The sequence below is a fragment of the Furfurilactobacillus milii genome, assembly GCF_009864005.1.
Lineage (GTDB): Bacteria > Bacillota > Bacilli > Lactobacillales > Lactobacillaceae > Furfurilactobacillus > Furfurilactobacillus rossiae_B.
Genome location: NZ_WEZQ01000005.1, coordinates 1 through 26,264 on the forward strand (window position 1 = coordinate 1; position 26,264 = coordinate 26,264).

The following is a 26,264-nucleotide window of genomic DNA, read 5'->3' on the forward strand; positions in this document are numbered from 1 at the left end:
AGATCAGCTCCTAAAAAATGGGTTTGTGGTAAACACCATTTTAAAGGAAGCTGATCTTTTTTGTCCGAACAGCGTTCGGATTAATTTTACAATCTACCTATAAACAACAAATTGCGGAGGCACTATCGACACCGCTAACAGATGTGCTGAGTACAGAACAAATAAAGAAATTAATTGAGACGCCGAAAACGTCAACGATGGGTGATTTAGCTTTTCCAACCTTTACATTAGCCCAATCGATGCATCGCGCGCCGAATGATATTGTTGCAGATGTTTTATCCAAAATTGATCAGAGTAATTTTGAAAAGGTTGTTCAAGCTGGGCCGTACATTAACTTTTTCTTGGACAAAGGTCAATATGCCAATGAAGTACTGGGTACAATCTTGCAGCAAGGTTCTCATTACGGAGACTTTGATGAAGGACACGGTGGAAATGTGCCAATTGATATGTCATCGCCGAACATTGCGAAGCCGATGTCAATGGGACACTTACGCTCGACTGTGATTGGTAACTCAATTGCCAATTTGCTGACTAAACGTGGCTATCATCCAATTAAGGATAATCATCTCGGAGACTGGGGCACGCAATTTGGAAAGCTCATTACTGCATATAAAAAATGGGGTAATGAGGCTGATGTTCGAAAGGATCCTATAACGAATTTGGTTGCTTATTACGTTAAGTTTCACCAAGAAGATGTTGAACATCCCGAGTTAGATGATGAGGCCCGTGAATGGTTTAAAAAATTAGAAGACGGAGACGAAGAAGCTAATCGCTTATGGAAATGGTTTAGTGAAGTTTCCCTCAAAGAATTCCAAAAAGTCTATGATTTACTCGGTGTGAAATTCGACCTTTATAATGGCGAAGCCTTTTATAACGATAAAATGCAGGAAGTCATCGACATTTTAAAAGAAAAAAACTTATTGGTAGAATCTCGTGGTGCCGAAATTGTTAACTTGGATGAATATAAGCTTAATCCAGCTTTGATTTTAAAAAGTGATGGCGCGACTCTTTATATTACTCGTGATCTAGCAACGGCAATTTATCGTGAACGTGAATTTAACTTTGCTCAAAATCTCTACGTTGTTGGTAGTGAACAAACGTATTATTTCAAACAGGTTAAAGCTGTGTTGTTAAAGATGGGATTTAAGTCGGCCGAGCATATGGAGCACATTCCATTTGGTCTTATCACAGTGAACGGTAAAAAATTGTCGACGCGTTCCGGGCGCATTATTTTACTTGAGGAAGTTTTAAACGATTCAATCGCTTTAGCAAAAAAGCAGATTGAGAGCAAAAATCCGGATTTGAAAAATAAGGATGAAGTTGCTCGTCAGGTCGGTGTTGGTGCCGTTGTCTTTAATGATTTGAAAAATGAACGTATTTTGAACATTGATTTTAATCTGGAAGATGTCTTGAAGTTTGAAGGTGATACAGGTCCTTATGTTCAGTACACAAATGCCCGTGCTCAAAGTCTGTTAGCTAAGGCTGGAGTTAAACTTCAACAAGGAAATTATGCTTTGACTGATGAAAAGGCGTGGAACACCATTAAATTACTCGATGAATTTCCAAATATCGTCAAGGAAGCTAATGATGAGCATGAACCATCAGTAGTTGCTAAGTACACATTGCATTTGGCACAAGCCTTTAATAAGTATTATGGCAATACTAAGATCCTAGTTAAGGATGCCGATTTAGACAATCGGTTGGCCTTAGTGAAAAGTGTCAGTGTAGTGTTAACCGAAGCGTTACGTTTGCTGGGTGTTCAGGCGCCAAGTGAAATGTAGCAGAATTTAAAAAATAGATTACTCCATAACTGTTAGACAAGATTGCTAACAATTATGGGGCTTTGTATATGCGCAGCAAATATTTTTCAAAACTAAGAAAGCGTTTTCATTGAAGCTAGTAATATGCTACGCTGTTGTTGGGAGTGATAATAATGATAAATAAAGAAATTAATTGGCAAGCAGATGATCCGGAAGAATATACCCATGATATCGACAAAGGTTCCATTATTGATTTACCGACCCGTTCCTATATTGTTTTATCAGGTGTTGGTAAGGCTGATCCGAATAACCGTGATTTCACAGCGAAGGCAGACGCTCTGTACAAAGTAGCTGATTATTTGGCAAACGCACCTGATAATAACTTGGAGATAGAAGGGTATACACCCTTTAAACGATATCCATTACAGGCAATGTGGGAAAGAGTCACACCTGGTCGTGATGCAGAGTGGCGTTATCAACTGATGATTCGTCAACCAGCCTTTATCACCAAGGAAATTTTACAAACGGCTGAATTTGACATTACTAACGTTGATCAACAATATTTATGGGATATCCGAATGCTTCATTTCTCTGAAGGACTTGAAGCCCAGATTGGCAATAATGGGGTACTGACCCGCATTGGGCCAGCAAACATCAAATTGCAAAAATTCATTCAAGACGCCGGTTATCGTTCAGTAGCCTCGGAAAGCTGGCACATGGAACTTTATTTGGATGATGTAGTGCGTACGCCTGGGGATCAGTGGCACACTATTTTACGGAATGGCATTGAACCAATGGATGTTTCAAAAGTTGTCGAAACAAAGATACCGATTTTCAAGGGTAGCAAATAGGTTATTGAATATTTGAATAAGTACTAAGATAAAAGTTTCACTTTGGTGGGGCTTTTTATTCGGCAGGAGTTTTGAATATATTTGACGTGTCAATGTATATTTCAATTGTTACACAAAGCCTGTTCAGTGCATTGTTAATTTTTCCTTGCATCATGCGTGTTGATATGAGAAAACGTACTCTTGATAAAAAACAATAAAAACACAATTAAGGCTACCAATTACAGTCCTATCTTAATGACGTAATTGGTAGCCTTAATTGTGTTTCAGAAACTTTCACGAATGATTTCTTTAGTTGGAATAACCTTAATTTTTGCTTTTGGTTCGCTTGTTAACTTAGATTCAATTTTATTTTTCAGCATTTCCATTGCTGAGTAACCGATGGCAAACGAATCTTGCCTAATGCAGCTAATCCCTGGACGCATCAATTGCATCCATTCAAATTCTTCATAAGTGGCTACACCAAAGTCGCTTGCATAGTTATAGGCCAAAGATTGAGTGACCTTTAATAGTTCCTGCAAAACACGCGAATTCATGGTGAAAAAACCGATCTTTTTATTAGTTTGACCAAGTATTTGTGCTACTTCATCTTTAAAACTAGTATCTGTTGTTAAGTCATAGTTATAAGGAACTATCAATAAGTGATCATCACCTGCATAATGAGTTGCTTGTTGAAACCCAGTGTAACGGTGGATTCTGGTACTTACTTCATCTAAAGGCCATGATATAAAGTAAAGATCATCATAGTCTTTCTGAACCATTTTGGCGGTCATTTCGGACACTGATTTCGTATTATCAGTCACAATCGTGTCAATCAAATTACGTTTGGATTGACGATCCACAATGACCGTGTAAAGGTTTGATAGCTGGTTATAAATATCGCCATCTGGATTAACTGGGTCAATGATCAAGCCAGCTACTTCTTCTTGGCGCAAGCGATTAATATTTTCAATTTCTCGCCGTTCGTCATTATTGGAGTTGGTAAAGACCATTTTGTACCCATACTGTTCGCACCTCTCGGAAATTCCCGAAATCACAGGCGAAGTGAAGGGGTTTGTAATATCTGCTACAGAAACGCCAATTGTTTTATTTTCGTTTTTGGCTAAATTACGAGCTGTTGTACTTGGCAAATAATTTGTTTTTGAAATGATATCTGCCAGTTTTCTTCTTGTATTGATAGACATCTTCGCGTAGTTACCGTTTAAAAAATAAGAAACAGTTGCTGTGGAGACATTAGCTAACTTGGCAATATCTTTTATCGTGAATTTATTCAAAATGACCCTCCATTGTGGTCGTAGTGCAAAGAATATATCCTTCTCAACACTGATTATATCATGTAGCCGGCTTAATAAGGCTTAACTTATATAGTTGGTTGAAGTGCAAAATGATCGACCTGATTAGCCTATCAAAAATGAAATTGTTTGAAAAGCTATTTTTACTTACTACAAAAGTTTGTGAGGCTTAATGTAAAAAAATAGGCGAGTAATTTGCAAATAAGTGTGAATAAGTTCGGTAAGTATACATTCAGGATTCTTTAAATGATTTGAAAGGATGATAAACTTTGTGAATTTAGCAGCAAATAGTTGCATTCGAAAATGTAATCGTTTACAATAATGTTGTTTTGAAAGTTAATCGATTAACCAAGAACGAACTAAAACGATTTTGCTTATAGAATTGGTAGCCTATAAATTGGGATCCTATCGAATCTATTTATTTTTACTGTTTTAGTTAAGCGATTAACCATAGAAATTATAAGAAAGGCGACTTTAAAAAAGATGAAGCCTATCTATGAAATCTCATGTTTTTAGTTGAACGATTAACTTATTTCTGTGGAAAGGGGGTGATATTAAGATGCTTTTTGTAAATATAGACGGATTTGAATCGAGTGATTATGCGCGAGTGCTTGAGGCAGTAAATTTTTTAAAAAAGACTGATTTGGATACTATTCCACTAGGAAGAAGCCACCGAGATGGCGAAAGGTTTTATGTTCAGTGCTTGGAATATGAAACGGAATCAATTGAAAATTTCAATTTTGAAATTCATCAAAAACGATTGGACCTTCATTACATCTGTGCAGGTGAAGAAGAAATAGATGTTTCACCTAATACAAATTTTGTAGCGATGACAGATTATAACGATGATCGAGATATTCAGTATGTAGAACAACCAGATCATTTCAACCGAATTATGCTCCATCAGGGTGATTTTGTTTTGATCGGCATGCACGAACCGCATAGAACAAATGGTGCAATTGGAAAATCAACTCATGTACGAAAATTAGTTTTGAAATTAGGTAGATAGGGGCAACAAAGATGGAAAACAATTTAGCCTCGCATGGTCGATGGACTGGCAAACAGTTCGTGGTTCTAGCGGGAATATGGTTTGCATTTTTAATCAGTTTTATAACGCGTTTATCGTGGGCAACGATTATGCCCTCGGCAATTGATTCACTTCATTTCACAGTGCAACAGGGTAGCAATTATTTAACTGCATTTTATATTGGTTATGCGATTACTGTGTTGCCAGGAGGAATGCTAGCCGATAAGTTTGGATACAAAAAACTTTTATTAGCAGCTGTTCTAGGTAATTTAGTTGTTATGGGTGCAATGGTTTTCATGCAGGGCTATTGGGACGGTCTGGTTCTAAGGTTTGTGCTTGGGCTTGTGAGTGGACCTGACTTATCCGCCTGTTTAGGGATCATCACAGAATGGTTTGACGGTAAAAAACGTGCGACTGCTACTGGAATATTTAACACGTGTACGTCTTTTGGTCTGACGGTTATCAACCTGTATGCACCATCAGTAATGGTTCATTATGGTTGGCGGGCAACTCTAGGGGTCACAGCACTATTTCCACTTGCGGCATTGATTTTTGCATGGTTCGCACTTAAAGGAACGCCACCTTTTCCACAACAGTTTGGTGTGAAGGAAAGTGATGGCAAAGTTGAAACTGAATCATCGATGCAGCGGTTACGCAAAGCAATTAACAATCGCAGTGTTTGGATGTTAGCAATTACGGGACTGTTTGCGACAGGCGCAAAATGGGGCGTGACCAACTGGGCAAACTTATTTATGGTTAAAAACTTGAAGTTTAGTTTGGTTACTGCCGGTTCTGCAATGGCAATTTTTGGAATCACCTCCGTTATCTCAATGGTTGTGGCGGGATGGATCTCGGATCACTCCAAGTGGTCTCGACACGTATGGGCAGCGATATTTATGGCGATTTTCACACCAACAATTATTGGCTTTGCGTTAACGCCACATGGGAATACTGCATTATTGTATTTCTGGACAGGCGCAATGGGTGTCGGTGCGTTTATGTTTAGTACTATTACGAACAACCTTTCAGTTGAAGTTGCACCAGCAGATCAGCGAGGGACGGTTTCTGGTTTTATCAACGTCTTCAATCAGGTGGGATCATTTCTTGCACCAATTCTGCTTGGACAGATTTTGGCATCCAGTGGTAGTTATGTGGCTTCGTATTTAATTATTTCGGTATTCCCAATAATTGCTGTTGTAGCATTGTTGTTCGTTAGAGAATCAGACGCTCAAAAGAATGAGTAAAAAAATAGATAAGATAAAAGGAGAAAAATTAATTATGGAATTTGGACTTAGTAAGGCACATCGTCGGGATGAAAAAATTCAAAAACGCATTCAAACAGCTTTAGATTGGTTAGATGCACGTTCAACGGAAGAATTACTTGCTGAACCAATCGGTAACAAAGAAATTGCCGATGGCGTAGAATTGCGTTTTCAAGAATATGACACACGTGAGTATGCCACGATGAACTATGAAACACATCGTAAACACATTGACATTCATTATATGATTCAAGGTGCGGAATGGGTTAGATGGGCGGATGCAGGAACCGCAGAAGCAGCAAGCGATTACGATCCTGATGTTGAAATTCAGTACTTTAAGCACCCAGCCTTTCACAGTAAAGCATTGTTAACTGATCGTCATTACGCTATTTTTGATCCGTCAGATTTACACGCAGCTCATGGGATTGTCGATGGTAAAGTTAATCATAATCACAAACTGTGTGTGAAAATCGCATTAGACTAATTGGATTTTTTGCTCTTTTTGTTAACCGCTTAACTCAAAAGCAATTTTAAACTTTCTATCTGTGTGGTAGCCGTTTTAGCTATGAAGGGAGCAGCAATGATGTGTAGTTATGTTATTAACACAATTGCATTTAAAGACCAGTTGAAAAAGGGTATTTCACAAGCTGACATTATTGAAGAGTCAAAGAAAATAGGTTTTGACGCCATCGAAATTCGTAGCGAATTTTTAAATGGCAGCCCAGAAGAGTTGGAAAGAATTAAAAATGTTAGCGAGAGAAAAAATATTGGTATTTTTTATAGTGTGAATGATGTTTTGTACAAGAATGGCCGGTTAAATTCGAAATTGCCACACTATGTTAAACAAATGCATCAAATGGGCGCCTCAAACATTAAATTGAATTTAGGCAAATGTGGTTATTTAGACTCGGCTGGTTTAGTTCGGTTACTTGATGGAACATTTAGTTTAAAAATTGAAAATAATCAAACACTTGCTGAAAGTGATCTGGTTGCGACACAACGCTTTTTTAGACTTATAGAGGGGGCGGCTATTCCCCATATTAGCTATTGTTTCGATATTGCAAATTGGAGTTGGCTGTCGGCCACTGCGAATGAGGCGGCCGTGGCTTTAGCAAATGTTACTGATTATGTTCATTTAAAAAATGAGATGTTGATTGACCAGCGCCGGCAGGTGACTGATAGTTTGGAAAAAGGTGGCCTAGATTGGCGTTCGCTAATTAAGCTTTTACCAATGGCGAGATATTTTGGCTTTGAGTATGCCAGCACGCCTGAAGTCATTGCCGAAGATTTAGAACAAGTAAAATCGTTCTTATCGTCTAAGTAAGGTGGAAGGGGAAAATTAACATGTTGGAAACTGTAAACAAGGTTTTTCAAACATTTGGTGCAAGCGTTCTTGTTCCAATTATGATTTTTGTTGTTGCTTTGTTCCTGCGAGTTAAACCCAAAACTGCGATGATGAGTGCTTTTTATGCAGGAGTTGGATTAACTGGCTTTGGCTGGATTATCACAATGTTCACGCCCGTAGTTACAAAGATTATTAAGCAGATGGTCAATAATACTGGGATTAAGTTACCTGTCGTTGATATTGGCTGGCAGGCAGGATCGCTTGCATCATTTGGTTCTAGTGTTGGACTTAGTTTTTTCGTATTTGGTTTAATTGCAGAGTTAATTTTGTTCGCATTAGGTATTACTAAAATTTTTATGGCTTCAAATTTGTGGAATAATTTTGGATTTATGATTTGGGGCACACTTTGCTTTTATGTAACACACAATTTTTGGCTCTCGCTAGGACTTTCATTTTTCATGTTGCTCTATGCATTAGCATTAGCGGAAATACAAGCAGATCGATGGTCAGATTATTACGGAGTCAAAAATGCGTCTGTTTCTTCGCTTCACAACATCGAACAAACCGTGCCAGCAATAATACTAGATCCTTTGTGGAACTTACTTGGATTTAACAAGGTTAAAATGACACCGGATTATTTTAAACGAAAGTTGGGCGTGTTTGGTGAACCAACAACATTAGGTGCCTTGCTAGGCATAATTATAGGTGTCTTAGGAAACATCAGGACCTTAGGAACCCTGCATGCTTGGGGTCAGATTTTATCATTCTCTATTCAACTTGCAGCCGTTATGACCATTTTCCCATTGGTGACAGGAGTTTTTGCCAAGGCATTTACACCCTTAGCAGAAGAAATTGACAAACATCGAGAAAATGACGGAAATTCAGAAAGTACCTCTGAAGATTTAATTCAGGATAAGAAACGATGGTTCCTAGGAGTTGATGACGGTGTTGGCTATGGTGAACCTGCAACAATTATTTCCGGAGTGATCTTAATTCCCATCATGGTAATCATTGCATTCATCCTCCCTGGAAATAAATCATTACCAATTGTTGATTTGATTTCTTTACCGTTTATGGTGGAGTCTATTGTTGCAATCACGAAGGGAAATATACTAAAGGTAATTGCCAATGGAATTGTTTGGTTTAGTATTGGATTATATGCGGCGAGCTGGCTGGGTAGTGTTTATACTGGTGCAGTTTCACATTATGGTGTCGCTATTCCGGCAGGAATCGTTTTGATCACCAGCTTTAATTTAATGGCACGCCCCCTTAATGCCTTAATTTTTGCCGCCTTTATTTCACAAAATCCATTGTGGATTGGCCTGGCCGTTCTCGTATATTTGATTCTACTCTACGCATTGCGGCGGTATCGTTCTACTATTTGGCAATATTTGAAGCGTATGTCAGATAAGAATGTTGGTTATTCGGGCAGCAATCAAAAAATAAATTATTAAATTTAAATCATTTGGAAATGGAGGAAAAATCATGAAAAAAATTGAAGGACATTTGCACCTGGTTCGATCAGTAGCGGGCTTTAACGGCAAAGGTCGGATGACGCCATTAGGTAATGGTAAAACAATTTGGGATGACGGAACTTTGATAAAGCTCATTCCTGATGGGTGGGGCGATGACGATTTTTTGGCGGAATCAGCCTTAAAGGTCATGGATGACAACAAGATTGAAAAAGCTGTTCTATTGCAAGGCAGTTTGAATGGTTATCAAAATTATTATTCATATCAAACGGTTAAAAAATATCCCAATCGTTTCGTAGCTGCCTTTTCTGTGGACCCTTTTACAGATTCTGCAATGAAAATTGTTCGGCGTCATGTTGAAGATTTAGGGTTTAGAGCAATTAAATTTGAAATTAGTCAGGGTGGTGGTTTACACGGATACCATAAGCCATTTCGATTGGATTCAGATCCAAATATTGGAAGAATTTTTCACTATCTAGCCGATTATCCAGGATTTGTTGTAACAACAGATTATGGTGACTATTCTCAGTTTAGTTATGAACCGGAGGCAATCGTTAATTTGGCGCTGCGTTATCCCAAACTTGATTTTGTTGTCTGTCATCTTTCATTTCCAAATGCAGATCATTTAGATCGACTATCTAATGCATTAAATCAGTGGAAGCCCTTAGACAATATCTATACTGATATTTCAGCCATTCAAGATATTGAAGGCGAAACTGATTTTCCGTTTCCACGATGCCAGAAAGACGTTAGTCTAGCTAAGAAGATTTTAGGATCCAAACGAATTATTTGGGGGACGGATTCTCCATGGTCCTCAACTTTTAATTCATATCATAACTTGGCAACATGGCTGGAGCATACTGATATTTTTACGCCCGATGAGCTTGAAAACGTTATGTACAACAATGCCAATCGTATCTATTTCAAGTCGCAAAATGTAAAAGCGATGTTAGATGCGGACGATCCAGTTATGGAGTAATTTACTAAAAATTGTAACGAAGGGATTTAATAAAATGAGTAAAGCAAAAATTTTAGTTACAGGTATAATTCCAGAACAAGGTTTAACAGAATTACGTGAAGCTTTTGACGTGACTTATGAACCTGAAAAAGAAACGCGAGAATGGGTTTTAGCCAATGTTAAAAATTTTGACGGTTTGCTTTTGATGGGAACAAAAGGGGATCGCGAATTAATCGATGCCGGGAGTAACCTAAAAATTATTACGGCTAACGGAGTTGGTTTTGACCACATTGATATCGAATACGCGAAATCTAAAGGAATTGTCGTTTCTAACTGTCCAATGGGTGTCCGTGTACCCACTGCAGAAATGACTTTCGCCTTAATTCTTGCAACAGTCCGACGTTTGTATTTCTATGATAAAGTTGTTCGGAGTGGAAATTGGATGGATGTTTCTGAACAAAAGTATATGGGTATGAGTTTGCAAGAAAAAACACTTGGAGTGTATGGAATGGGCCGCATTGGATCTGAAGTTGCCAAATTCTGTCAAGTTCTTGGAATGAACGTGATTTACAATGATGCTCGTCGCCTCGATAAAGATTTAGAAGAAAAATTAGCTGTAAAGTTTGTCGATTTTGATACTCTTGTCTCTACATCAGATGTTATTACGTTGCATGCTCCTGCATTACCATCCACTGTTGGTATCTTTAATGAAAATGTCTTTGACAAGATGAAGAATACTGCGTACTTGGTTAACGCGGCTCGTGGTGTTCTAGTAAAACAGAATGACTTAATTAAAGCGTTACAGGACGGTCAGATTGCTGGAGCTGGCTTAGATGTTTTTGAAACAGAACCGAATATTCCTGAATCTTTGCGTGCGTTGGATAATGTGATTTTAAGCCCTCATGCAGGTACAGGTACATTAGAGGCACGTACGGCAATTGCCAAAGAAGCTTCACAAAACTTGATTTCATTCCTTCGTGACGGTAAGGCTATTAATCAAGTTAACAAGTGATTTTGAATCTCCTAATGTGTGTTTCTCCATTAGGAGATTTCTATTTGATGGACAGCATATAATGAAATTTAGACGAAGATGTCTTGACGTTCGCAAGTTAAGCGGTTAACCTAAAAACAACTGAGAAAATGATTGAAGGTACAAGTAGATGGAATTTGAAAAAATATTCAGTGATGAACTAGATCATTGTTATGCAATTATGCGAATGACTGCTGAAAATCGAGACTTTGTGATCGTTGCTTCTGAGGAGAATCAGCCTTGTTACGCATATGATCTAGATAACCATTTTTCTAGAACCACTGTATGGCCTGATGTAGGCGGAACTATGACAATGGTAAATATTCCTGGAACGCTAAACTTTTTAGCAACACAGCGTTTTTATCCAGGATTCAATTCCGCAACATGTCGAATTGTTAAAGAAACATTTAATGGAACTGATTGGGATCAGAAAGTTATTGGCAGTTTTCCTTATGTCCACCGTTTTGACATTATTCCCAAAAAAGACAACGAGGGATTCTGGTATGTCGGGTGCAGTATAGCTAATTCAAAACGGAATACCGATGATTGGAGCGATCCGGGAAAAATCTGGGTTGGTACTTATGATGATGTAAATGACCGAATTGTTGATAAAACACCTCTTTCTGTCCGAATTACGAAAAATCACGGTTATAAGCGGATGGACGGATATTCTCTGGTTACAGGTGTCGAGGGTATTTTTAAATTGGTTCCACCATCAACTGACAACACTAATTGGAAACTAACTCAGCTTTCTAGCATTGAGACATCAGACATTTACAGCACCGATATAAATAATGATGGAGAAAATGAGTATTTAACAATTGAGGGATTTCATGGTCCATATTTAAGAATGTCAAATGCTAGTTTTCAGACAATTAAACGAAGTGAGCCTGATACGCCGTTTGGACACGCAATTTGGGGTGGTCAGCTCGGATCAAAGAACTATTTCATATTTGGTTGGCGTGATGGAGCACAAAACCTAGAGTTAATTAGTGATGACCAGCTCAGTGCTACGGTGATTGACAAGCAGGTGGGTCCAAGTAATGTAACGGTGTATGAGAAAAATGGACAACAATATCTGCTTTCGGCAAACCGGGAAGCAAATGAGGTTGCGGTTTATGCAGTCAGAAATGCTGAATGACGGATGGTGATTTTACATGCATTATTTTTTAACCATCGATAATGGTGGTACTAACACAAAAGTTGTACTTATTGATGAACATGGGGCGCAAGTTGATGTTTTCTCGTTTCCGACCAAAGATATTGAACCCAGCCCAGGCTTTCATGAAATTCAGTTGGACGAATTGTTTAAAAACCTAATGCACGCAATCAAGACCTTAATTAACAGAATGAAAGTTCCAATTAGTGAGATTGTGGGCATAACAACTGTCGGCCACGGAAAAGGACTTTATGTATTAAATAAAGACAATCGACCATTTATGAATGGGATCTTATCGGCAGATAGTCGAGCAGAATCCTTAGCAGAAAAATATGAAAGTAATGTTAATCAGATTTTTGAAATTAGTCACCAACATGTAATGCCAAGTCAAGCACCTGTCATTTTAAAGTGGCTTAAAGACAATCGAAGAGCCGACTATGATCAAATAGGAGCGGTGTTGTCGAACAAAGATTTTATCAGGTATTTATTAACTGGCAAGGTCGTTCAAGAGCGTGGTGACGCATCGGGTAATAACTTAATCAATTTAAAAACTGGCGAGTATGACAGCAGATTAACTCATTTCTTTGGGATTTCTGAAATATATGAAGCATTACCCAGTTTGGTAAACGCAACCGATTGTTGTGGACAAATTTCTAAAGATGTCGCAAGACAAAGTGGATTGCCAGAAGGATTATCGGTGTATGCAGGGATGTTTGACATCGATGCTTGTGCAATCGCAACCGGAGTTTTAGACGATAGTCTATTTAGTATTATTGCTGGTACATGGAATATGAATATTTTTCCAAGTCGAACTTTGGCTCCCGAGAGTTCAGGACTTATGAACTCATTGTTACCGACTAATCAATACTTGATCGAAGCTTCTAGCCCGACCTCTGCTGGGAACTTGAACATCATAATAAAGATGTTAATGACCGCGGAAATACGTGATGCACAAGCCAGTGGGAAATCGATTTATGATACGTTGGAGAGTTTTCTGGAATCTACTGATGCAACATTCACTAAGGTTTTGTTTTACCCATTTTTGTATGGTAGCAATCTCAGTCCAGATGCTGAGGGAAGTTTCATTGGTTTACGTAGTGGCACGACAAAATCAGAGCTAATAAAATCTGTATATGAAGGTATTTGCTTCGCACACCGACAACATTTTGAACAGTTATTGGCAGTTTTGGGACATCGACCTAAAGCTATTCGAATGTCGGGTGGAGCTGTTAACTCGCCCAGTTGGGTACAAATGTTTGCGAATGTTCTAAACTTGCCAATTGAATTAACAGATGTGAGTGAATTAGGTGGTCTTGGTGGCGCAATGGCAATAGGCGTCGGGGCCAATATTTTTAACAATTTTGGTGAAGCGGTTAACCAAATGACACATGTTATCAAACGCATTGAACCGAACCCACGGCAAGTTGATTTGTATGCAACTAAGTACGAGACCTATCAGACATTTGGACGGGCAATGGATAATCAGTGGAAACAGTTGGACCTTATGCAAAGGAAGATGAATACAATTGACGACTAATGCACTTGGAATATATGAAAAAGCACTACCACAAAATTTAAGTTGGGAAGAAAAATTCAATCTTGTGCACCAGTTGGGCTTTAATTTTTTAGAGTTTTCGATTGATGAAAGCGATGAACGGCTGTCACGTCTTGATTGGTCACGTCAACAACGGCAACAATTTCGTCAGGCAATGTGGCGCACAAATAGTCGAATTAATACGATGATGCTATCTGGTCATCGACGTTTTCCACTCGGGTCAGCAGATCCAGGGGTCAGAGAAAAATCGCTATCAATGATGTCAAAAGCGATTGACTTGGCTGTCGATCTTGGAATTCGTAATATTCAGATGGCAGGATACGATGTTTATTATGAGCAAAAAACGGTTCAAAGTCGTGAATGGTTCATTGAAGACTTAATGAAATGTGTAGAAATGGCGGCTAAGAAACTTGTAATGTTATCGATTGAAACAATGGATGATCCGTTTTTAAACTCGCTTAGTAAAATTGCACATATCAAAAAGGAAATTCCAAGCCCTTGGCTTCAAGGATATCCAGACCTCGGGAATATTTCTGCATGGCCTGAAAATAACGTTGCAGAAGACTTGGAAAATAACATGGATGATGTTGTTGCTGTCCATCTGAAAGACACCAAAAGAGTCACTCCGACATTTAAAGGACAATTCAAGAATGTGCCCTTTGGGGAAGGCGATGTTGACTTTGAAGGCTGTCTCAAAACACTAAAGCGATTAAATTATTCAGGAAGCTACACGGTCGAAATGTGGACGGAAACGGCTGAGAACCCAATTGCCGAGATAAAGAAAGCAAAAGCTTTTTTCGATAATTTGTTTACCAAATTGAATATTCACCAAGAAGTTATTGATATTAAAAAAAATGAGGAGGCAAACTGATGCTCGAAAAATTAAAACAGCAGGTTTATGAAGCAAATATGCAACTACCTAAATTGGGATTAGTTACGTTTACTTGGGGGAATGTCTCTGGAATAGATCGCGATAAAGGTTTGTTCGTTATTAAGCCATCAGGTGTGGACTATGAAAACTTAAAACCTGAAGATATGGTAGTTGTCAATCTGAAAGGTGAAGTTGTCGAAGGCAAGATGAATCCTTCAAGTGATACTCCAACGCACACGGTATTGTATAATGCCTTTCCAAAGATTGGTGGAATTGTTCATACGCATTCACCATGGGCAGTATCCTTTGCAGCAGCTAAAATGGATGTACCTGCCTTCAATACGACGGCCGCTGACACTTTTTTCGGCGATGTTCCAGCCGCTGACGCCTTAACTAAGGAAGAGATTGAAGCAGACTATGAAGGTAATACTGGTCACGCTATTGTCAGAACTTTCAAGGAACGTCATTTAGACTATGAAGCAATCCCCGCGGCTCTAGTAAGTCAACATGGGCCATTTGCTTGGGGACCGACACCAGATAAAGCTGTTTATAATGCTAAAGTTTTAGAAGTCGTTGCGGGAGAAGATTATCACACACTGCAGCTGACTCGATCAAATAGTGAACTGCCGCAATATCTGCTGGACAAACATTATTATCGTAAGCATGGCAATAATGCCTACTACGGTCAAAACAACGCACATTCAAAAGACCATGCTGTGCGAGAAAATTAAGATGTAACAAAAGCCATTTTAACTGTTTGATATCTTTTGGTGTTTATCCTGCGTTTATCTGACTAAAAGCGGTCTAATAGAAAAATTGAAGGGTGTAACATGTTTCGTCAAATGAAACACGTTACACCCTTTTTCTGATGCGTTTTGAATATTATGAAAGCGCTTCATTTTAACTGTACTGCCCGTTATGCTGTCCTCGTAAGCAAGAAAAATAAATATCAAAAGGGAGCACAACATTATGCAAAAACGTGATTTTATCGACACCAATACTTATACCAAAGAAGAAATTCAATACATGATTGATCTGGGTATTAAATTAAAGCAGTCAATCAATGCAGGCTATTATCCGCAAGTATTAAAAGATAAAACACTAGGTATGATCTTTGAACAATCATCAACTCGTACCCGGACATCTGCGGAAGCTGCAATGACAGAATTGGGTGGACACGCTCAATACTTAGCCCCTGGTCAAATTCAATTGGGTGGTCATGAGACTATTGAAGATACTTCGCATGTTCTAGGGAACATTGTAGATATCATTGGTGCACGGGTTGAACGTCACAAGACGGTTGCCGAAGTTGGTAAGTTTGCTCAAGTACCAGTTGTTAACTTTATGAGTGACTATAACCATCCAACGCAAGAACTTGGTGACATCATCACAATGAGTGAGCATCTGCCAGAAGGTAAGAAATTAAGTGACTGCAAGATTGTCTTTGTCGGGGATGCAACACAGGTTTGTGTTTCAACGATGTTTATGGCAACCAAGATGGGCATGGACTTTGTTCAATTTGGACCAAAAGGATTCCAGATTAAGCCTGAAACGTTAGCGATTGGTAAAAAGAATGCTGAAGTATCTGGTGGTTCAGTTCTTGTTACTGAAGATGCTGATGAAGCCTTGAAGGATGCCGACTTTATCTATACAGATGTTTGGTACGGCTTGTATGAGTCAGAGTTGCCAAAGGACGAACGGATGAAGATCTTCTATCCAAAGTACCAAGTAAACGCCGATCTTGTTGCTAAGGCCTCGGATCATGTTAAATTCTTACACTGCCTGCCTGCATCACGTGGTGAGGAAGTCACAGATGAAGTTATTGATTCTGACTATTCATTAGCATGGGAAGAGGCTGGTAATCGAAAGACAGCCATGCGTGCAATCTTTACTTACTTATTAAATCCACGCATCAAACATCCTTCAGATGCTGAAGCTAAAAAGTATCAAAGCGAAATTGACGATTTATTGGCCCACCAAGTGGACACCAACCTTGTCAGTGACTAAATCTATTTCCAAGCACTTTTGGTAGTGTCGTGAAAGGAAATTACGATGAACAAGCAAAAGAAAAAGTTTCGGTTATTTGATGCGGTGCTAATGGCGGTCGTTGTGGTACTCGTTGTTGAATCAGCAGCACCGGCTGCAGCCATTGGACCATCACAGTTCTTTTGGTGGATTTTTCTACTGATTCTCTTCTTCATTCCGTACGGACTCATCTCATCGGAATTAGGGACGACGTACGTTGGCGATGGTGGCTTATATGACTGGGTTAAACAAGCCTTTGGGCGTCGCTGGGGTGGTCGCTTGGCATGGCTCTATTGGTTAAATTATCCATTATGGATGGCCAGCCTTGGCGTGCTATTCGCGGAAGTTGCTGGACAAATATTCGGAGTTCACTTCAATACGTTCTGGACTATTATCATCGAACTTGCCTTCGTCTGGACGGTTGTCACATTAGGTAATAAACCAATCAGTGAAAGTAAATGGATTATGAATTTAGCGGCGTTCGCTAAAATATTTACGATATTGTCGCTGGGAATTATGGGAATTTACTTTGCAGCAACTAAAGGTTTAGCAAATAACTTTAGTGGAACCAATTTGCTACCGAAACTAAACCTTTCAAGTTTAAGTAATCTTTCGGTAATTATCTTCAATTTTTTGGGCTTTGAAGTGGTCGCAACTATGGCTGACGATATGGATAATCCTAAGAAACAAATTCCGCAGGCCATTATTTATGGCGGTATATTAATTGCTTTCTTCTATTTATTGGCTGCGTTCGGTATGGGCGCTGCTATTCCTACCGATAAGTTGTCAGCTTCTTCTGGTTTGATTGATAGTTTCGTGCTGATGATTGGCCATATGAACTGGTTTGTCGTTATCATTGGCATTATGTTTCTCTACATCCTCGCATCAGAAATGGTTTCCTGGGCGCTAGGTGTTAATTACGTTGCTAACTATGCGGCTAAGGATCATGCATTACCGGCTATCTTTGGTAAAGAAGATGCTAAAGGAATGCCTGTGGGTACTGGGTATTTAAATGGGATTATTGCTTCAGTTTTGGTAGTGGCTTCTCCATTTATTCCAGATCAAAATATCTTCTGGGCATTCTTTGCATTAAATGTAGTGGCACTGCTGTTGTCGTACACGATGATGTTTCCAGCATTTTGGAAGTTACGACGTGATGATGCGCAACGCGAACGACCATTTAAAGTACCCGGCGGGAAATTCATGATCAACCTTATGACATGGGTTCCTGAAGTATTACTTGTTGCGACAATTTTGTTATCAATTTTACCGTTAAATGGGTCAGCATCAGAGTTGGCAAACAAAATTCCGATTCTAGTTGGTACCATTTTGGCAGTTATTGTCGGCGAAATCGTTGTTCGAGTTGCGGAACAACAAGACGATTCAAGCACGAAAGATGAAAAGGTTTCTCAAAATTCAACTCATTCGGCGAATGTCAGCGGAAAGGACTAACTAAATAATGAAAACTTTAACGAGCACACCTCAGCAAGATGGGTACAGAATGCCCGGAGAATTTGAAGAACATCAAGGTGTTTACATTCTATGGCCGCAAAGACCTGATAACTGGCGTAACGGTGGTAAACCAGCTCAGCATACTTTTGTTAAAGTAGCAGAGGCCATTTCCCAATTCGAACATGTCACAGTTGGTGTCAATGATGACCAGTATGAGAATGCGCGAACAATGTTACCCGACAATGTTGAAGTCGTGGAAATTTCAAACGATGATTCTTGGGTACGGGACTGTGGTGCAACGTTTGTAAAAAACGATAAGGGCGGTCTACGTGCTGTGGATTGGACATTCAATTCATGGGGTGGATTAGTTGATGGCTTATATTTTCCATGGGATAAGGATGACCGTGTGGCACAAAAAATGGCCGAGATGGAACACGTGGATCGGTACCGATTAGACGATTTCATTCTCGAAGGTGGTTCTATTCATGTGGATGGGGAAGGCACTTTAATTACAACAGAAGAATGTCTTCTGTCGAAAGGTCGCAACGCGCAACTTTCAAAAGAACAAATCGAGGAAGTTCTAAAAACACACCTGAATCTCAAAAAGATTATTTGGCTCAAAAACGGGATTTATAATGATGAGACTAATGGGCACGTGGATAACATTGCTAACTTTGTAAAGCCAGGGGTTGTCGCCCTAGCCTGGACAGACGATAAAAACGACCCGCAATATCAAATTTCGAAAGAAAATCTAGATATTTTGGAACATGCTACCGATGCTAAAGGTCGCCAGATTAAAGTGGTTAAGTTAAATGTGCCAAAGCCTGTTTTGATTACCAAAGAAGAAAGTGAGGGTGTCGATGCAGTTGATGGAACCTTGCCTCGGCAGGCCGGAGATCGTTTAGCTGCAAGTTACGTTAACTACTACACGGCAAACGGCGGTATTGTCTACCCAACGTTTGGAGACCCGGCGGATGATAATGCGCAAAAAGTATTAGAACAGTTGTATCCAGATCGCAAAGTAGTTGGGGTACCAGCTCGAGAAATTTTATTGGGCGGCGGTAATATTCACTGCATTACCCAACAGGTACCGAAAGCGTAGGTGAAGAATATGGCAGGTAGAAAAATAGTTGTCGCTCTTGGTGGTAACGCAATTTTGACCAACGATGCCAGTGCTAAGGCTCAGCAAAACGCACTGCGCAAAACTGCTGCTTCTTTAGTTCAGTTTGTTGAACAAGGTGATCAGTTAGTGATTTCTCACGGTAATGGTCCTCAAGTTGGCAACTTGTTACTTCAGCAGGCCGCTGGCGCAACAGAAAAGAATCCGGCAATGCCAATCGATTCCGCGGTTTCAATGACGCAAGGGAGTATCGGGTATTGGCTTCAAAATGCGATGGATGAGGCGCTGGCGGAAAAGGGTTTAGATAAGTCTGTAGCCACGGTTGTGACACAAGTTGAGGTTGACGCAGATGATCAGGCCTTTGCTAACCCTACAAAGCCAATTGGGCCATTTTATAAGGCCGATGAAGTCGCCCAGCAACGACTGGATCATCCAGAGTTTACGTTTGTTGAAGATGCTGGACGCGGTTATCGTCGAGTAGTGCCATCACCAAAGCCAATTGGCGTAGTTGAAGCCGATGTTATTAATCAGATGGTCGACGCTAATATTATTCCGATCTCTGTTGGTGGCGGCGGTGTTCCGGTTGTTAAAGATGGTTCACGATATATTGGTCGTGAGGCCGTCATTGATAAGGACTTCGCTTCAGAAAAATTAGCCGAACTCATTCATGCGGATTTACTAATTATTCTGACCGCAGTTGATAACGTTTATGTGAACTTCAATCAGGCAAATCAACAAAAGTTAACTGATGTAACGGTCGGGGAATTGAGTGATTTTATCGAAGAAAAGCAATTTGCTCCTGGTTCGATGCTACCTAAAATTCAAGCCGCAATGGATTTTGTAAATCACAGTGACCACGGTAAAACAGTAATCACGTCGCTTGACAATGTTGGTGAGTTTCTCACCTCTGGCGCAGGTACAACGGTTATGAAGACGCGCGACACAGTTCTGAACAAGTAATTTGATTTTTGCATGAAGTTGGTTAGGTTTTGTTTCAAAAATGCACTGATTTTCTACGGAATAGGAAATCGGTGCATTTTGATTTTAAATTAAACGTATGGAGACTCAATGCTATTAGTCCACTAGTAAACTAATACCGTCGTGGCGTCATATTGATGACGTAATTACTGTATATTTGTAAAGTGCCATTACAAATATATTCAGGAGGAAATTCATGAAATTAACTACTTTGCCACCAACTAGTGGTGTCAGGTTTGTTGCTGAATTTGAAAGACAAAAAGATGCTTATTTGATTTGGCCTGAACGACCCGACAATTGGCGAGATGGTGCCAAACCAGCCCAACGTGCGTTTACAAGGCTAGCCAACCTGATCGGTAAATATGAGCCAACAACAATGTTGGTGTCCAGCAAACAATATTTAAATGCTAGGCATCTATTAGACGATCATATACGTGTTTTAGAGATGAGCAGTAATGACGCGTTTATTAAAGATACAGGCCCGATTTATGTCGAAACAGACGGGAAACTTCAAGCAATTGACTTTGGCTTCAATGCATGGGGTGGATTATTGGATGGCTTGTATTTTCCGTGGGATCAAGATCAGCTTATTAGCGAGAAGTTAGCCGAGCTGAACAACATTCCATATTATGTAGAACATAATTTAATCGTCGAGGGGTGTTCTATTATCACCGATGGGCAAGGCACCTTGATCACTACTGAGGATGTTTTACTGTCTGAAGGCCGTAACCCAGGTCAGTCAAAATCGGAAGTAGAAATGATGTTAAAAAGATACCTTGGCATAAAGAAAATTATTTGGTTAAAGCATGGCTTCTTTTTAGATGAAACGAATGGGGCCATCGATAATATTGTCAATTTCATTGCGCCGGGCGAAGTGGTGATTACTTGGACTGAGGATAAAAAGGATCCAATGTTCCAAACCGTTCGGCAAATTGAAAGAGCTTTGTTAAAGGCGAAAGATGCGTATAATCGTTCCTTAAAAATTTACCATTTGAATATGCCAAAAGTGCAGACTGTCGGAAAAGTAGAAAGCGAGTCAATTGATCCAATAAATGGTTTGTTGCCGCGGACTCCAGGGCAACGGTTAACGACTAGTTATGTTAATTATGTATTGATTAATGATGCTGTGATTGTGCCTCAGTTTGGAGATAGCAATGACGCCGTTGCGGTAGACAAGTTACAAGGATTGTTTCCTAAGCGACGCGTTTTACCGTTCAATGCACACGAAATGATTTTAGGCGGTGGTGGCCTACACACCGTTGTTCATACGCGTCCTGATACATCCTATCTTGGAGGTGAGTAACATGAACTTTTTTGAAATTGTCAGTACTCACTTGCAAAGTTTAACGGATAATGAACGAAAATTATTTGATTACATTGTTAAAAATATGAGCGACGTTCAGGGAATGTCGATTCGTGAAGTTTCAGCGACATGCTTTGTTTCGACGGCGACATTTTTAAGATTTGTTAGAAAAATCGGTTTTTCTGGATACAGTGAATTCATCACGGTTTTAAAGTTCACGACACGTGACAATGCCAGTGAGGCGCGGGATCAGGCCAATAATCAATTTGTTGTTAATCAGTCTAGCTATCGAGAAGATTATCTTAAGAATATTGAAGAAACAGTTCATGTGCTTCGACCTGAAGTGCTTCATCAAATCACGGCAAAGTTATCACACACGAGAACGATTTTTATTTTTGCGCGTGGTCTAAGTAAGAGTGCGGCAAGGTACATTACAAATCTTTACCAATTAGCTGGATTCAACGTTAGTTTTCCTGAAGATCAATTATATAGGCGCGCAGCAATGGACCACATTACTGCGGAAGACTTAATCCTTATTATCGACTATACGGGTGAGGAGGTTGAGTTCGTTAATCTTATTCAACAAGTTTTTAAAGAGCCCCTAAATCGGCCAATGGTGCTGTCGATTACAGGCGCTGACAACAACACCATTCAAAACCTGAGCGATATTAATTTGTATACTTTTTTTGACCAAATCAGATCCAAAGAGGGCGTCGAAATCAGTTCGCGTGTGACCGCAATTGTGATTATGGAATTGATACTCTATCAGTGGCTGGATGAGTAGAAATTTGCTGGAAAAGAGTTCAATAATAGCTGTCGGTCAATGATTAGCAATGTCGCGAACCTTTCTGAGACTAGTCTTGCAGGTCGGAATATGAGACTTTGCCGGATTCACGGACCTTTACCGCAAGTGATGTGAAACGTAATATTGCGGGATCGATGTAGTTTAATGATTTTTGAAATCCGTTAAGATAATCCGTCCAGGAGGAGTCTAATTCCTGTGGGTTAATGATGAGAAAATGTCCTTTTAACATTAGAGATGTGTGAGCATCCTCGTTAAAACAATAAATAGCTGCATTGGTTGTGTTGCTCAAATTTTTAACTGTGGCGGAATTATGCTTTGTATAGAAAAAGATTGTGTCTAATGATCTGTCCATTTTCAAGGGAGTAAGGGCTGTAATGTTTGGAAAACCGAGTGAGTCTATTGTGGAAACTTGAAATACAGTGGCCGATTCAAGCATCTTTTCTGCGACTTTAATGGTTTTTAGCATGGCTATCCTCCAAATGTTTTCTTTAAATAAAGGGTATCATAACAATAAGTAATTACGAAAAAAACTGATTGGGAAAATCACTTGTGGTGATTAACGTCTGTTTAATATACTGTTAATTACGCATTCACTGCAAAATGTGAACGCAAGATTTATCCTGTCCATTTTAATTTAAGTGTAATGATAAACATGACCATTAAAAAAATAAATATTTTTTGTATTTATTTTTAAAAGAACATAATTCACAAACGATTTGCACTCAATATTTATAAAATGCAATTTTTGAAAAAAATAAACCTCATTTTCCTCTTTATTGCTCTTTTTTTGTTCAATAGCAGTTTCTTCTTAATGTGAAATTGAAAACAATGTGTTCTACAAACGCTGATTTTATAGGAATCTGAAAAACCGTTTTCATTATTTTGCGTTAAAATTCCTTGTTTTCTGAAAGACGTATGTACTACAATGGAATTTGCATAAGGGAGAGAGAAAAATGAAAAAACTATTTTTTAGTGCGCTCGTTGTTATACTAGTTGTCGCAGGTTCTGTCGTTACAGGTTTTGCATCAACCAGCGCTACTCGAGCCAACAAAGACAGTCAGTCATTCAATCAATTATATTCTAAGGTTCTTCAGAAGCAGGACCTGCCACTACAGTAATTTCATTGGTTCTTATTGGATTGCTATTTTTAACAAAAAGCATTACGTCTATTACACATTTGTGGACGTAATGCTTTTTATGTTAACGTCCTTATTAAAAAAACGAGACTATTTTTTAGGGACAGTAACTGCCGAAAAGATGCCTTCAAAACTCATATTAAAATCAGTTTAGTGATGTTTTACATTGGTTTACAAATCATTAAAATTCTGATGGAAATATATGCTATGCTTAAGTTTCTAAGCAACTGGGTTTCAAAAAAAGAGTGAACAGGAGCTAACGCAGATGACAGAGATAAGGCGATCGAAAAGGGCAGTAACTGATCTTAGCAAGATAACTGCAATTTTGAATGGATCACACATTATTCACACAGCAATCAACACGGAAGACTTTCCCTATGTGGTGCCGACCAATTATGGCTTTGAAATAACGGACGATGGTAAATTAACGCTGTACATTCATGGTGCGCCGGAAGGTCGAAAAGTTGACTTGATCAAGCGAGATAATCGGGTCGGCTTTGAGATTGACGACGGGGGTTCCTTGATGCCGACTGAATCGACAGAGGCCAGTCATAACTCTTGGCTTTATCACAGTATTATCGGCACTGGTGTGGCTCATCAAGTGACAGACACAGAGGGTAAATTACACGCATTACAACAAGTACTGATTCACGAAACAGGTCATGCATGGGAAAACATTGATCCTCATGGTGTTGAATACGTAAACGTTTATCGAATTGATGTGCAAGAATATAAGGCTAAACAACATGAGGTACCACAGGCTCAATAGCGACTTGAACGCACCAAAATCAAAATGTACACGTCGGCCTTGCTAGTTCAAACTTATTTGAGTCTCACAGATTGAGACACGATTTTAAAAACTTGGGGATAATAAAAATGACAAGTGGATTAACCACACATCTGATTGCTAATGCAGGTCGTGGTAAACGTTTTTTACTTACCAATGAAGATGGTCACGAATTGGGACGTGTTAAAAATCACGGTTGGACGAATTTGTGGAACCAATTCTTTGGCTGGGCTGTGGCAATGCCAATTCATGACGAACTCACCGTGGAAGAAATGACGTTAACGGTCGAGTCGAAGACACATTTATTGAGTGGTAAATACCGTTTGGAGATCAACCATCAGCCGGTGGCATTAGTGGTCACTCATAATTTTCAAAACGGTTATCTCATTAACGTGAAGAATGAACGCTACCAGTTGAAGGCAGGGCTTGGCAACGCTAGCTTTCAAATATTTCGTTCAGCCGATCAAACACCGGTAGTTAGCATGCGGCAGCAAATTGATAATCCAGATGCGTTTTCGGTCACTGTAAATGAATCCTTCGGCCTGTTGACCGGTATTGGGTTAGCCATGATCATCATGCGCGAACAGGGGAAGTAATAAAAAATTGCTACTAAAGAACAGAAAAATAGCACGACAGTGGGATGTCTTATATACTGGATTCAATTAAGTTTGAGGAGGTTTCAGTATGGCAAAGTTGACATCCGAAATGAAGGATTTGATTTCACAAGCGTTTCCGTTTATTGCGACCGTTGATGAGGATGGAAATCCACAAATTGGTCCAAAGGGCACGCTGAGAGTCATGGACGATGAACATTTAATCTATAATGAGGAAACTGGGCGCCAAGCTTGGCACAATTTGCAGGAAAACCATAAGATAGCCGTTGCCGTTCATCCTTATCCAGGTAAGATTGGGCTGCGAGTTGAAGGGTACGCAACAATCTATAAAGATGGCCCCGTATTTGAGGCGGCTCATCAGTATGCAGTGGACAATCAATTGCCTGATTTAATTGCAGCGGTTGTCATTTCCGTTGACCGAATTGTGAGCCTTGATGCAGGTCCTGACGCTGGTACAGAAATCGCAAACGAACCAGTTTCAGATTAGTTTAAAATTTAATCAATAAAACGCAAAAAGCCCAATTCGTCAGAGTCGGGCTTTTGTAACGCATAAAAATGAAATTGAATTTTTTATTGAGCAGTGTAGCCACCGTCGACGACAAATTCTGATCCGGTAGCGAACTTAGATTCGTCGGAGGCGAGGTAAACACAGATGTTTGCAATATCATCAGGTTCACCGATGTGACCAACTGGTGTTAATTTTGTTTGAGCTTCTTCCATTCCTGGTTGGGCTTCCACTAGTGGTGTTTTGATGTACCCAGGGTGCACAGTGTTGACGCGCACGCCGTAACCTTGTTTTGCGGCATATAACGCTGCAGACTTGCTGAATAAGCGAACGCCACCTTTAGATGCATTGTAAGCAGCCAATAGTGGGTCACCGATGAAGCCTTCAATGGAGGACATGTTGATAATAGAGCCGCCGTGGTCCTTCATTGCAATCATGCCGTACTTTGTACCGTAGAAAACACCATCCAAGTTAATTCCCAGCAATTGATGCCATTCGTCAGCGGTGGTGTGCTCAACATCTTTCGCAATGGCGATACCAGCATTGTTGACAATGATATCAAGCTTACCAAACTTAGCAACAGTTTCATCAATAACTTCTTTAAAGCGAGCTTCATCAGAGGCATCTTGTTGCATATAAAGGGCGTTGTCACCGCCGTTCAGACCATCGAGTGCTGTTTGACCGTCATCCTTGTTGCGTGAGGTGATAACAACTTTAGCACCTTCCCGTAAAAAAGCGGCGGCGGTTGCCAGCCCGATACCCTTGGTTCCACCTGTGATAATTGCAACTTTATCCGTTAAACGATTTGCCATTTTCATAACCTCCAGTGGTTTAGGTTGCTACTACACCGTCATTTTCGCATGTTTGGTAAATGATGTGAAGTAATATACAAGATAAAAATAATTGAAAATGTTGTTGCTTACTTTTCGTAAGTGCGATATAGTAAACCCCGTTATAGAA

Annotated in this window: 26 protein-coding genes; 23 read left to right on the forward strand and 3 right to left on the reverse strand. The window is 39.6% G+C overall.

All coding sequences use genetic code 11. The features are described 5' to 3' along the window. The first annotated feature begins 83 nt into the window (after positions 1-83). On the forward strand, positions 84-1,781 hold the full coding sequence (gene argS / locus GB993_RS02785; RefSeq protein WP_161003376.1) for an arginine--tRNA ligase: 1,698 nt from the start codon (positions 84-86) through the stop codon (positions 1,779-1,781). Between the two features lie 152 nt (positions 1,782-1,933). Then, on the forward strand, positions 1,934-2,611 hold the full coding sequence (locus GB993_RS02790; RefSeq protein WP_017262963.1) for a hypothetical protein: 678 nt from the start codon (positions 1,934-1,936) through the stop codon (positions 2,609-2,611). 263 nt (positions 2,612-2,874) lie between these two features. Here the strand turns inward: GB993_RS02790 and GB993_RS02795 are convergent, their stop codons facing one another. Beyond that, positions 2,875-3,882 carry a LacI family DNA-binding transcriptional regulator gene (locus tag GB993_RS02795; RefSeq protein ID WP_161003006.1) on the reverse strand — a complete coding sequence of 336 codons (1,008 nt, stop codon included), beginning with the start codon at positions 3,880-3,882 and terminating at the stop codon, positions 2,875-2,877. 577 nt (positions 3,883-4,459) lie between these two features. Here GB993_RS02795 and GB993_RS02800 point away from each other — a divergent pair. The 17 genes from GB993_RS02800 (at position 4,460) to GB993_RS02880 (ending at position 22,241) form a co-directional block, all read left to right on the forward strand. Then, positions 4,460-4,909 carry a NanQ anomerase/TabA/YiaL family protein gene (locus GB993_RS02800; protein WP_161003007.1) on the forward strand — a complete coding sequence of 150 codons (450 nt, stop codon included), beginning with the start codon at positions 4,460-4,462 and terminating at the stop codon, positions 4,907-4,909. 11 nt (positions 4,910-4,920) lie between these two features. Next, positions 4,921-6,171, forward strand: coding sequence for an MFS transporter (locus GB993_RS02805; RefSeq protein WP_161003008.1), 1,251 nt, complete (start codon positions 4,921-4,923; stop codon positions 6,169-6,171). A gap of 34 nt (positions 6,172-6,205) precedes the next feature. Continuing rightward, complete coding sequence (locus GB993_RS02810) at positions 6,206-6,673, forward strand: NanQ anomerase/TabA/YiaL family protein (RefSeq protein ID WP_161003009.1); 468 nt, start codon at positions 6,206-6,208, stop codon at positions 6,671-6,673. Between the two features lie 63 nt (positions 6,674-6,736). Beyond that, positions 6,737-7,513: a sugar phosphate isomerase/epimerase family protein gene (locus tag GB993_RS02815; RefSeq protein WP_161003010.1), complete on the forward strand. Its 777-nt coding sequence runs from the start codon at positions 6,737-6,739 to the stop codon at positions 7,511-7,513. A gap of 20 nt (positions 7,514-7,533) precedes the next feature. Further along, positions 7,534-8,988, forward strand: a complete 1,455-nt coding sequence (locus tag GB993_RS02820) for a PTS galactitol transporter subunit IIC (RefSeq protein ID WP_161003011.1) — start codon at positions 7,534-7,536, stop codon at positions 8,986-8,988. A gap of 31 nt (positions 8,989-9,019) precedes the next feature. Next, a complete protein-coding gene (locus tag GB993_RS02825; RefSeq protein ID WP_161003012.1) occupies positions 9,020-9,985 on the forward strand; it encodes an amidohydrolase family protein in 966 nt (321 codons plus the stop codon). A 34-nt stretch (positions 9,986-10,019) separates the two neighbouring features. After that, complete coding sequence (locus GB993_RS02830; protein WP_161003013.1) at positions 10,020-10,976, forward strand: NAD(P)-dependent oxidoreductase; 957 nt, start codon at positions 10,020-10,022, stop codon at positions 10,974-10,976. A 148-nt stretch (positions 10,977-11,124) separates the two neighbouring features. Beyond that, the gene (locus tag GB993_RS02835) at positions 11,125-12,135 is read left to right on the forward strand and encodes a hypothetical protein (protein ID WP_161003014.1); all 1,011 of its coding nucleotides are present in this window, start codon (positions 11,125-11,127) and stop codon (positions 12,133-12,135) included. Between the two features lie 16 nt (positions 12,136-12,151). Then, positions 12,152-13,690, forward strand: coding sequence for an FGGY-family carbohydrate kinase (locus GB993_RS02840; RefSeq protein WP_161003015.1), 1,539 nt, complete (start codon positions 12,152-12,154; stop codon positions 13,688-13,690). Next, complete coding sequence (locus GB993_RS02845; RefSeq protein WP_161003016.1) at positions 13,680-14,579, forward strand: L-ribulose-5-phosphate 3-epimerase; 900 nt, start codon at positions 13,680-13,682, stop codon at positions 14,577-14,579. Before GB993_RS02840 ends, GB993_RS02845 begins: the two co-directional genes overlap by 11 nt. Continuing rightward, the gene (locus tag GB993_RS02850) at positions 14,579-15,310 is read left to right on the forward strand and encodes an L-ribulose-5-phosphate 4-epimerase (RefSeq protein ID WP_017262106.1); all 732 of its coding nucleotides are present in this window, start codon (positions 14,579-14,581) and stop codon (positions 15,308-15,310) included. The genes GB993_RS02845 and GB993_RS02850 overlap by 1 nt, the downstream gene beginning before the upstream one ends. A gap of 238 nt (positions 15,311-15,548) precedes the next feature. Continuing rightward, positions 15,549-16,586: a putrescine carbamoyltransferase gene (gene ptcA, locus GB993_RS02855; RefSeq protein ID WP_161003017.1), complete on the forward strand. Its 1,038-nt coding sequence runs from the start codon at positions 15,549-15,551 to the stop codon at positions 16,584-16,586. Positions 16,587-16,631: 45 nt separating this feature from the next. After that, positions 16,632-18,056: an APC family permease gene (locus GB993_RS02860; RefSeq protein WP_161003018.1), complete on the forward strand. Its 1,425-nt coding sequence runs from the start codon at positions 16,632-16,634 to the stop codon at positions 18,054-18,056. 7 nt (positions 18,057-18,063) lie between these two features. Beyond that, positions 18,064-19,158, forward strand: coding sequence for an agmatine deiminase (gene aguA, locus GB993_RS02865; protein WP_161003019.1), 1,095 nt, complete (start codon positions 18,064-18,066; stop codon positions 19,156-19,158). A 9-nt stretch (positions 19,159-19,167) separates the two neighbouring features. Continuing rightward, the gene (gene arcC, locus GB993_RS02870) at positions 19,168-20,136 is read left to right on the forward strand and encodes a carbamate kinase (protein WP_161003020.1); all 969 of its coding nucleotides are present in this window, start codon (positions 19,168-19,170) and stop codon (positions 20,134-20,136) included. A gap of 214 nt (positions 20,137-20,350) precedes the next feature. Then, positions 20,351-21,457 carry an agmatine deiminase gene (gene aguA, locus GB993_RS02875; protein ID WP_161003021.1) on the forward strand — a complete coding sequence of 369 codons (1,107 nt, stop codon included), beginning with the start codon at positions 20,351-20,353 and terminating at the stop codon, positions 21,455-21,457. Position 21,458: 1 nt separating this feature from the next. Next, positions 21,459-22,241 (forward strand): MurR/RpiR family transcriptional regulator, encoded by a 783-nt coding sequence (locus GB993_RS02880; RefSeq protein ID WP_161003022.1) that lies wholly within the window; start codon positions 21,459-21,461, stop codon positions 22,239-22,241. Between the two features lie 70 nt (positions 22,242-22,311). Here GB993_RS02880 and GB993_RS02885 read toward each other — a convergent pair whose 3' ends face one another. After that, positions 22,312-22,728: a pyridoxamine 5'-phosphate oxidase family protein gene (locus GB993_RS02885; protein WP_161003023.1), complete on the reverse strand. Its 417-nt coding sequence runs from the start codon at positions 22,726-22,728 to the stop codon at positions 22,312-22,314. A 487-nt stretch (positions 22,729-23,215) separates the two neighbouring features. On the opposite strand from GB993_RS02885, the gene GB993_RS02890 reads away from it, so the two are divergent. The 4 genes from GB993_RS02890 (at position 23,216) to GB993_RS02905 (ending at position 25,286) form a co-directional block, all read left to right on the forward strand. Continuing rightward, on the forward strand, positions 23,216-23,380 hold the full coding sequence (locus GB993_RS02890; RefSeq protein WP_161003024.1) for a hypothetical protein: 165 nt from the start codon (positions 23,216-23,218) through the stop codon (positions 23,378-23,380). Positions 23,381-23,663: 283 nt separating this feature from the next. Continuing rightward, positions 23,664-24,167, forward strand: coding sequence for a pyridoxamine 5'-phosphate oxidase family protein (locus GB993_RS02895; protein ID WP_162854031.1), 504 nt, complete (start codon positions 23,664-23,666; stop codon positions 24,165-24,167). A 107-nt stretch (positions 24,168-24,274) separates the two neighbouring features. Next, positions 24,275-24,781 carry a hypothetical protein gene (locus GB993_RS02900; RefSeq protein WP_161003025.1) on the forward strand — a complete coding sequence of 169 codons (507 nt, stop codon included), beginning with the start codon at positions 24,275-24,277 and terminating at the stop codon, positions 24,779-24,781. Between the two features lie 88 nt (positions 24,782-24,869). Then, positions 24,870-25,286, forward strand: coding sequence for a pyridoxamine 5'-phosphate oxidase family protein (locus GB993_RS02905; protein ID WP_161003026.1), 417 nt, complete (start codon positions 24,870-24,872; stop codon positions 25,284-25,286). A gap of 83 nt (positions 25,287-25,369) precedes the next feature. Here the strand turns inward: GB993_RS02905 and GB993_RS02910 are convergent, their stop codons facing one another. Then, positions 25,370-26,116: an NADP-dependent (R)-specific alcohol dehydrogenase gene (locus tag GB993_RS02910; RefSeq protein WP_161003027.1), complete on the reverse strand. Its 747-nt coding sequence runs from the start codon at positions 26,114-26,116 to the stop codon at positions 25,370-25,372. Positions 26,117-26,264: the final 148 nt, after the last annotated feature.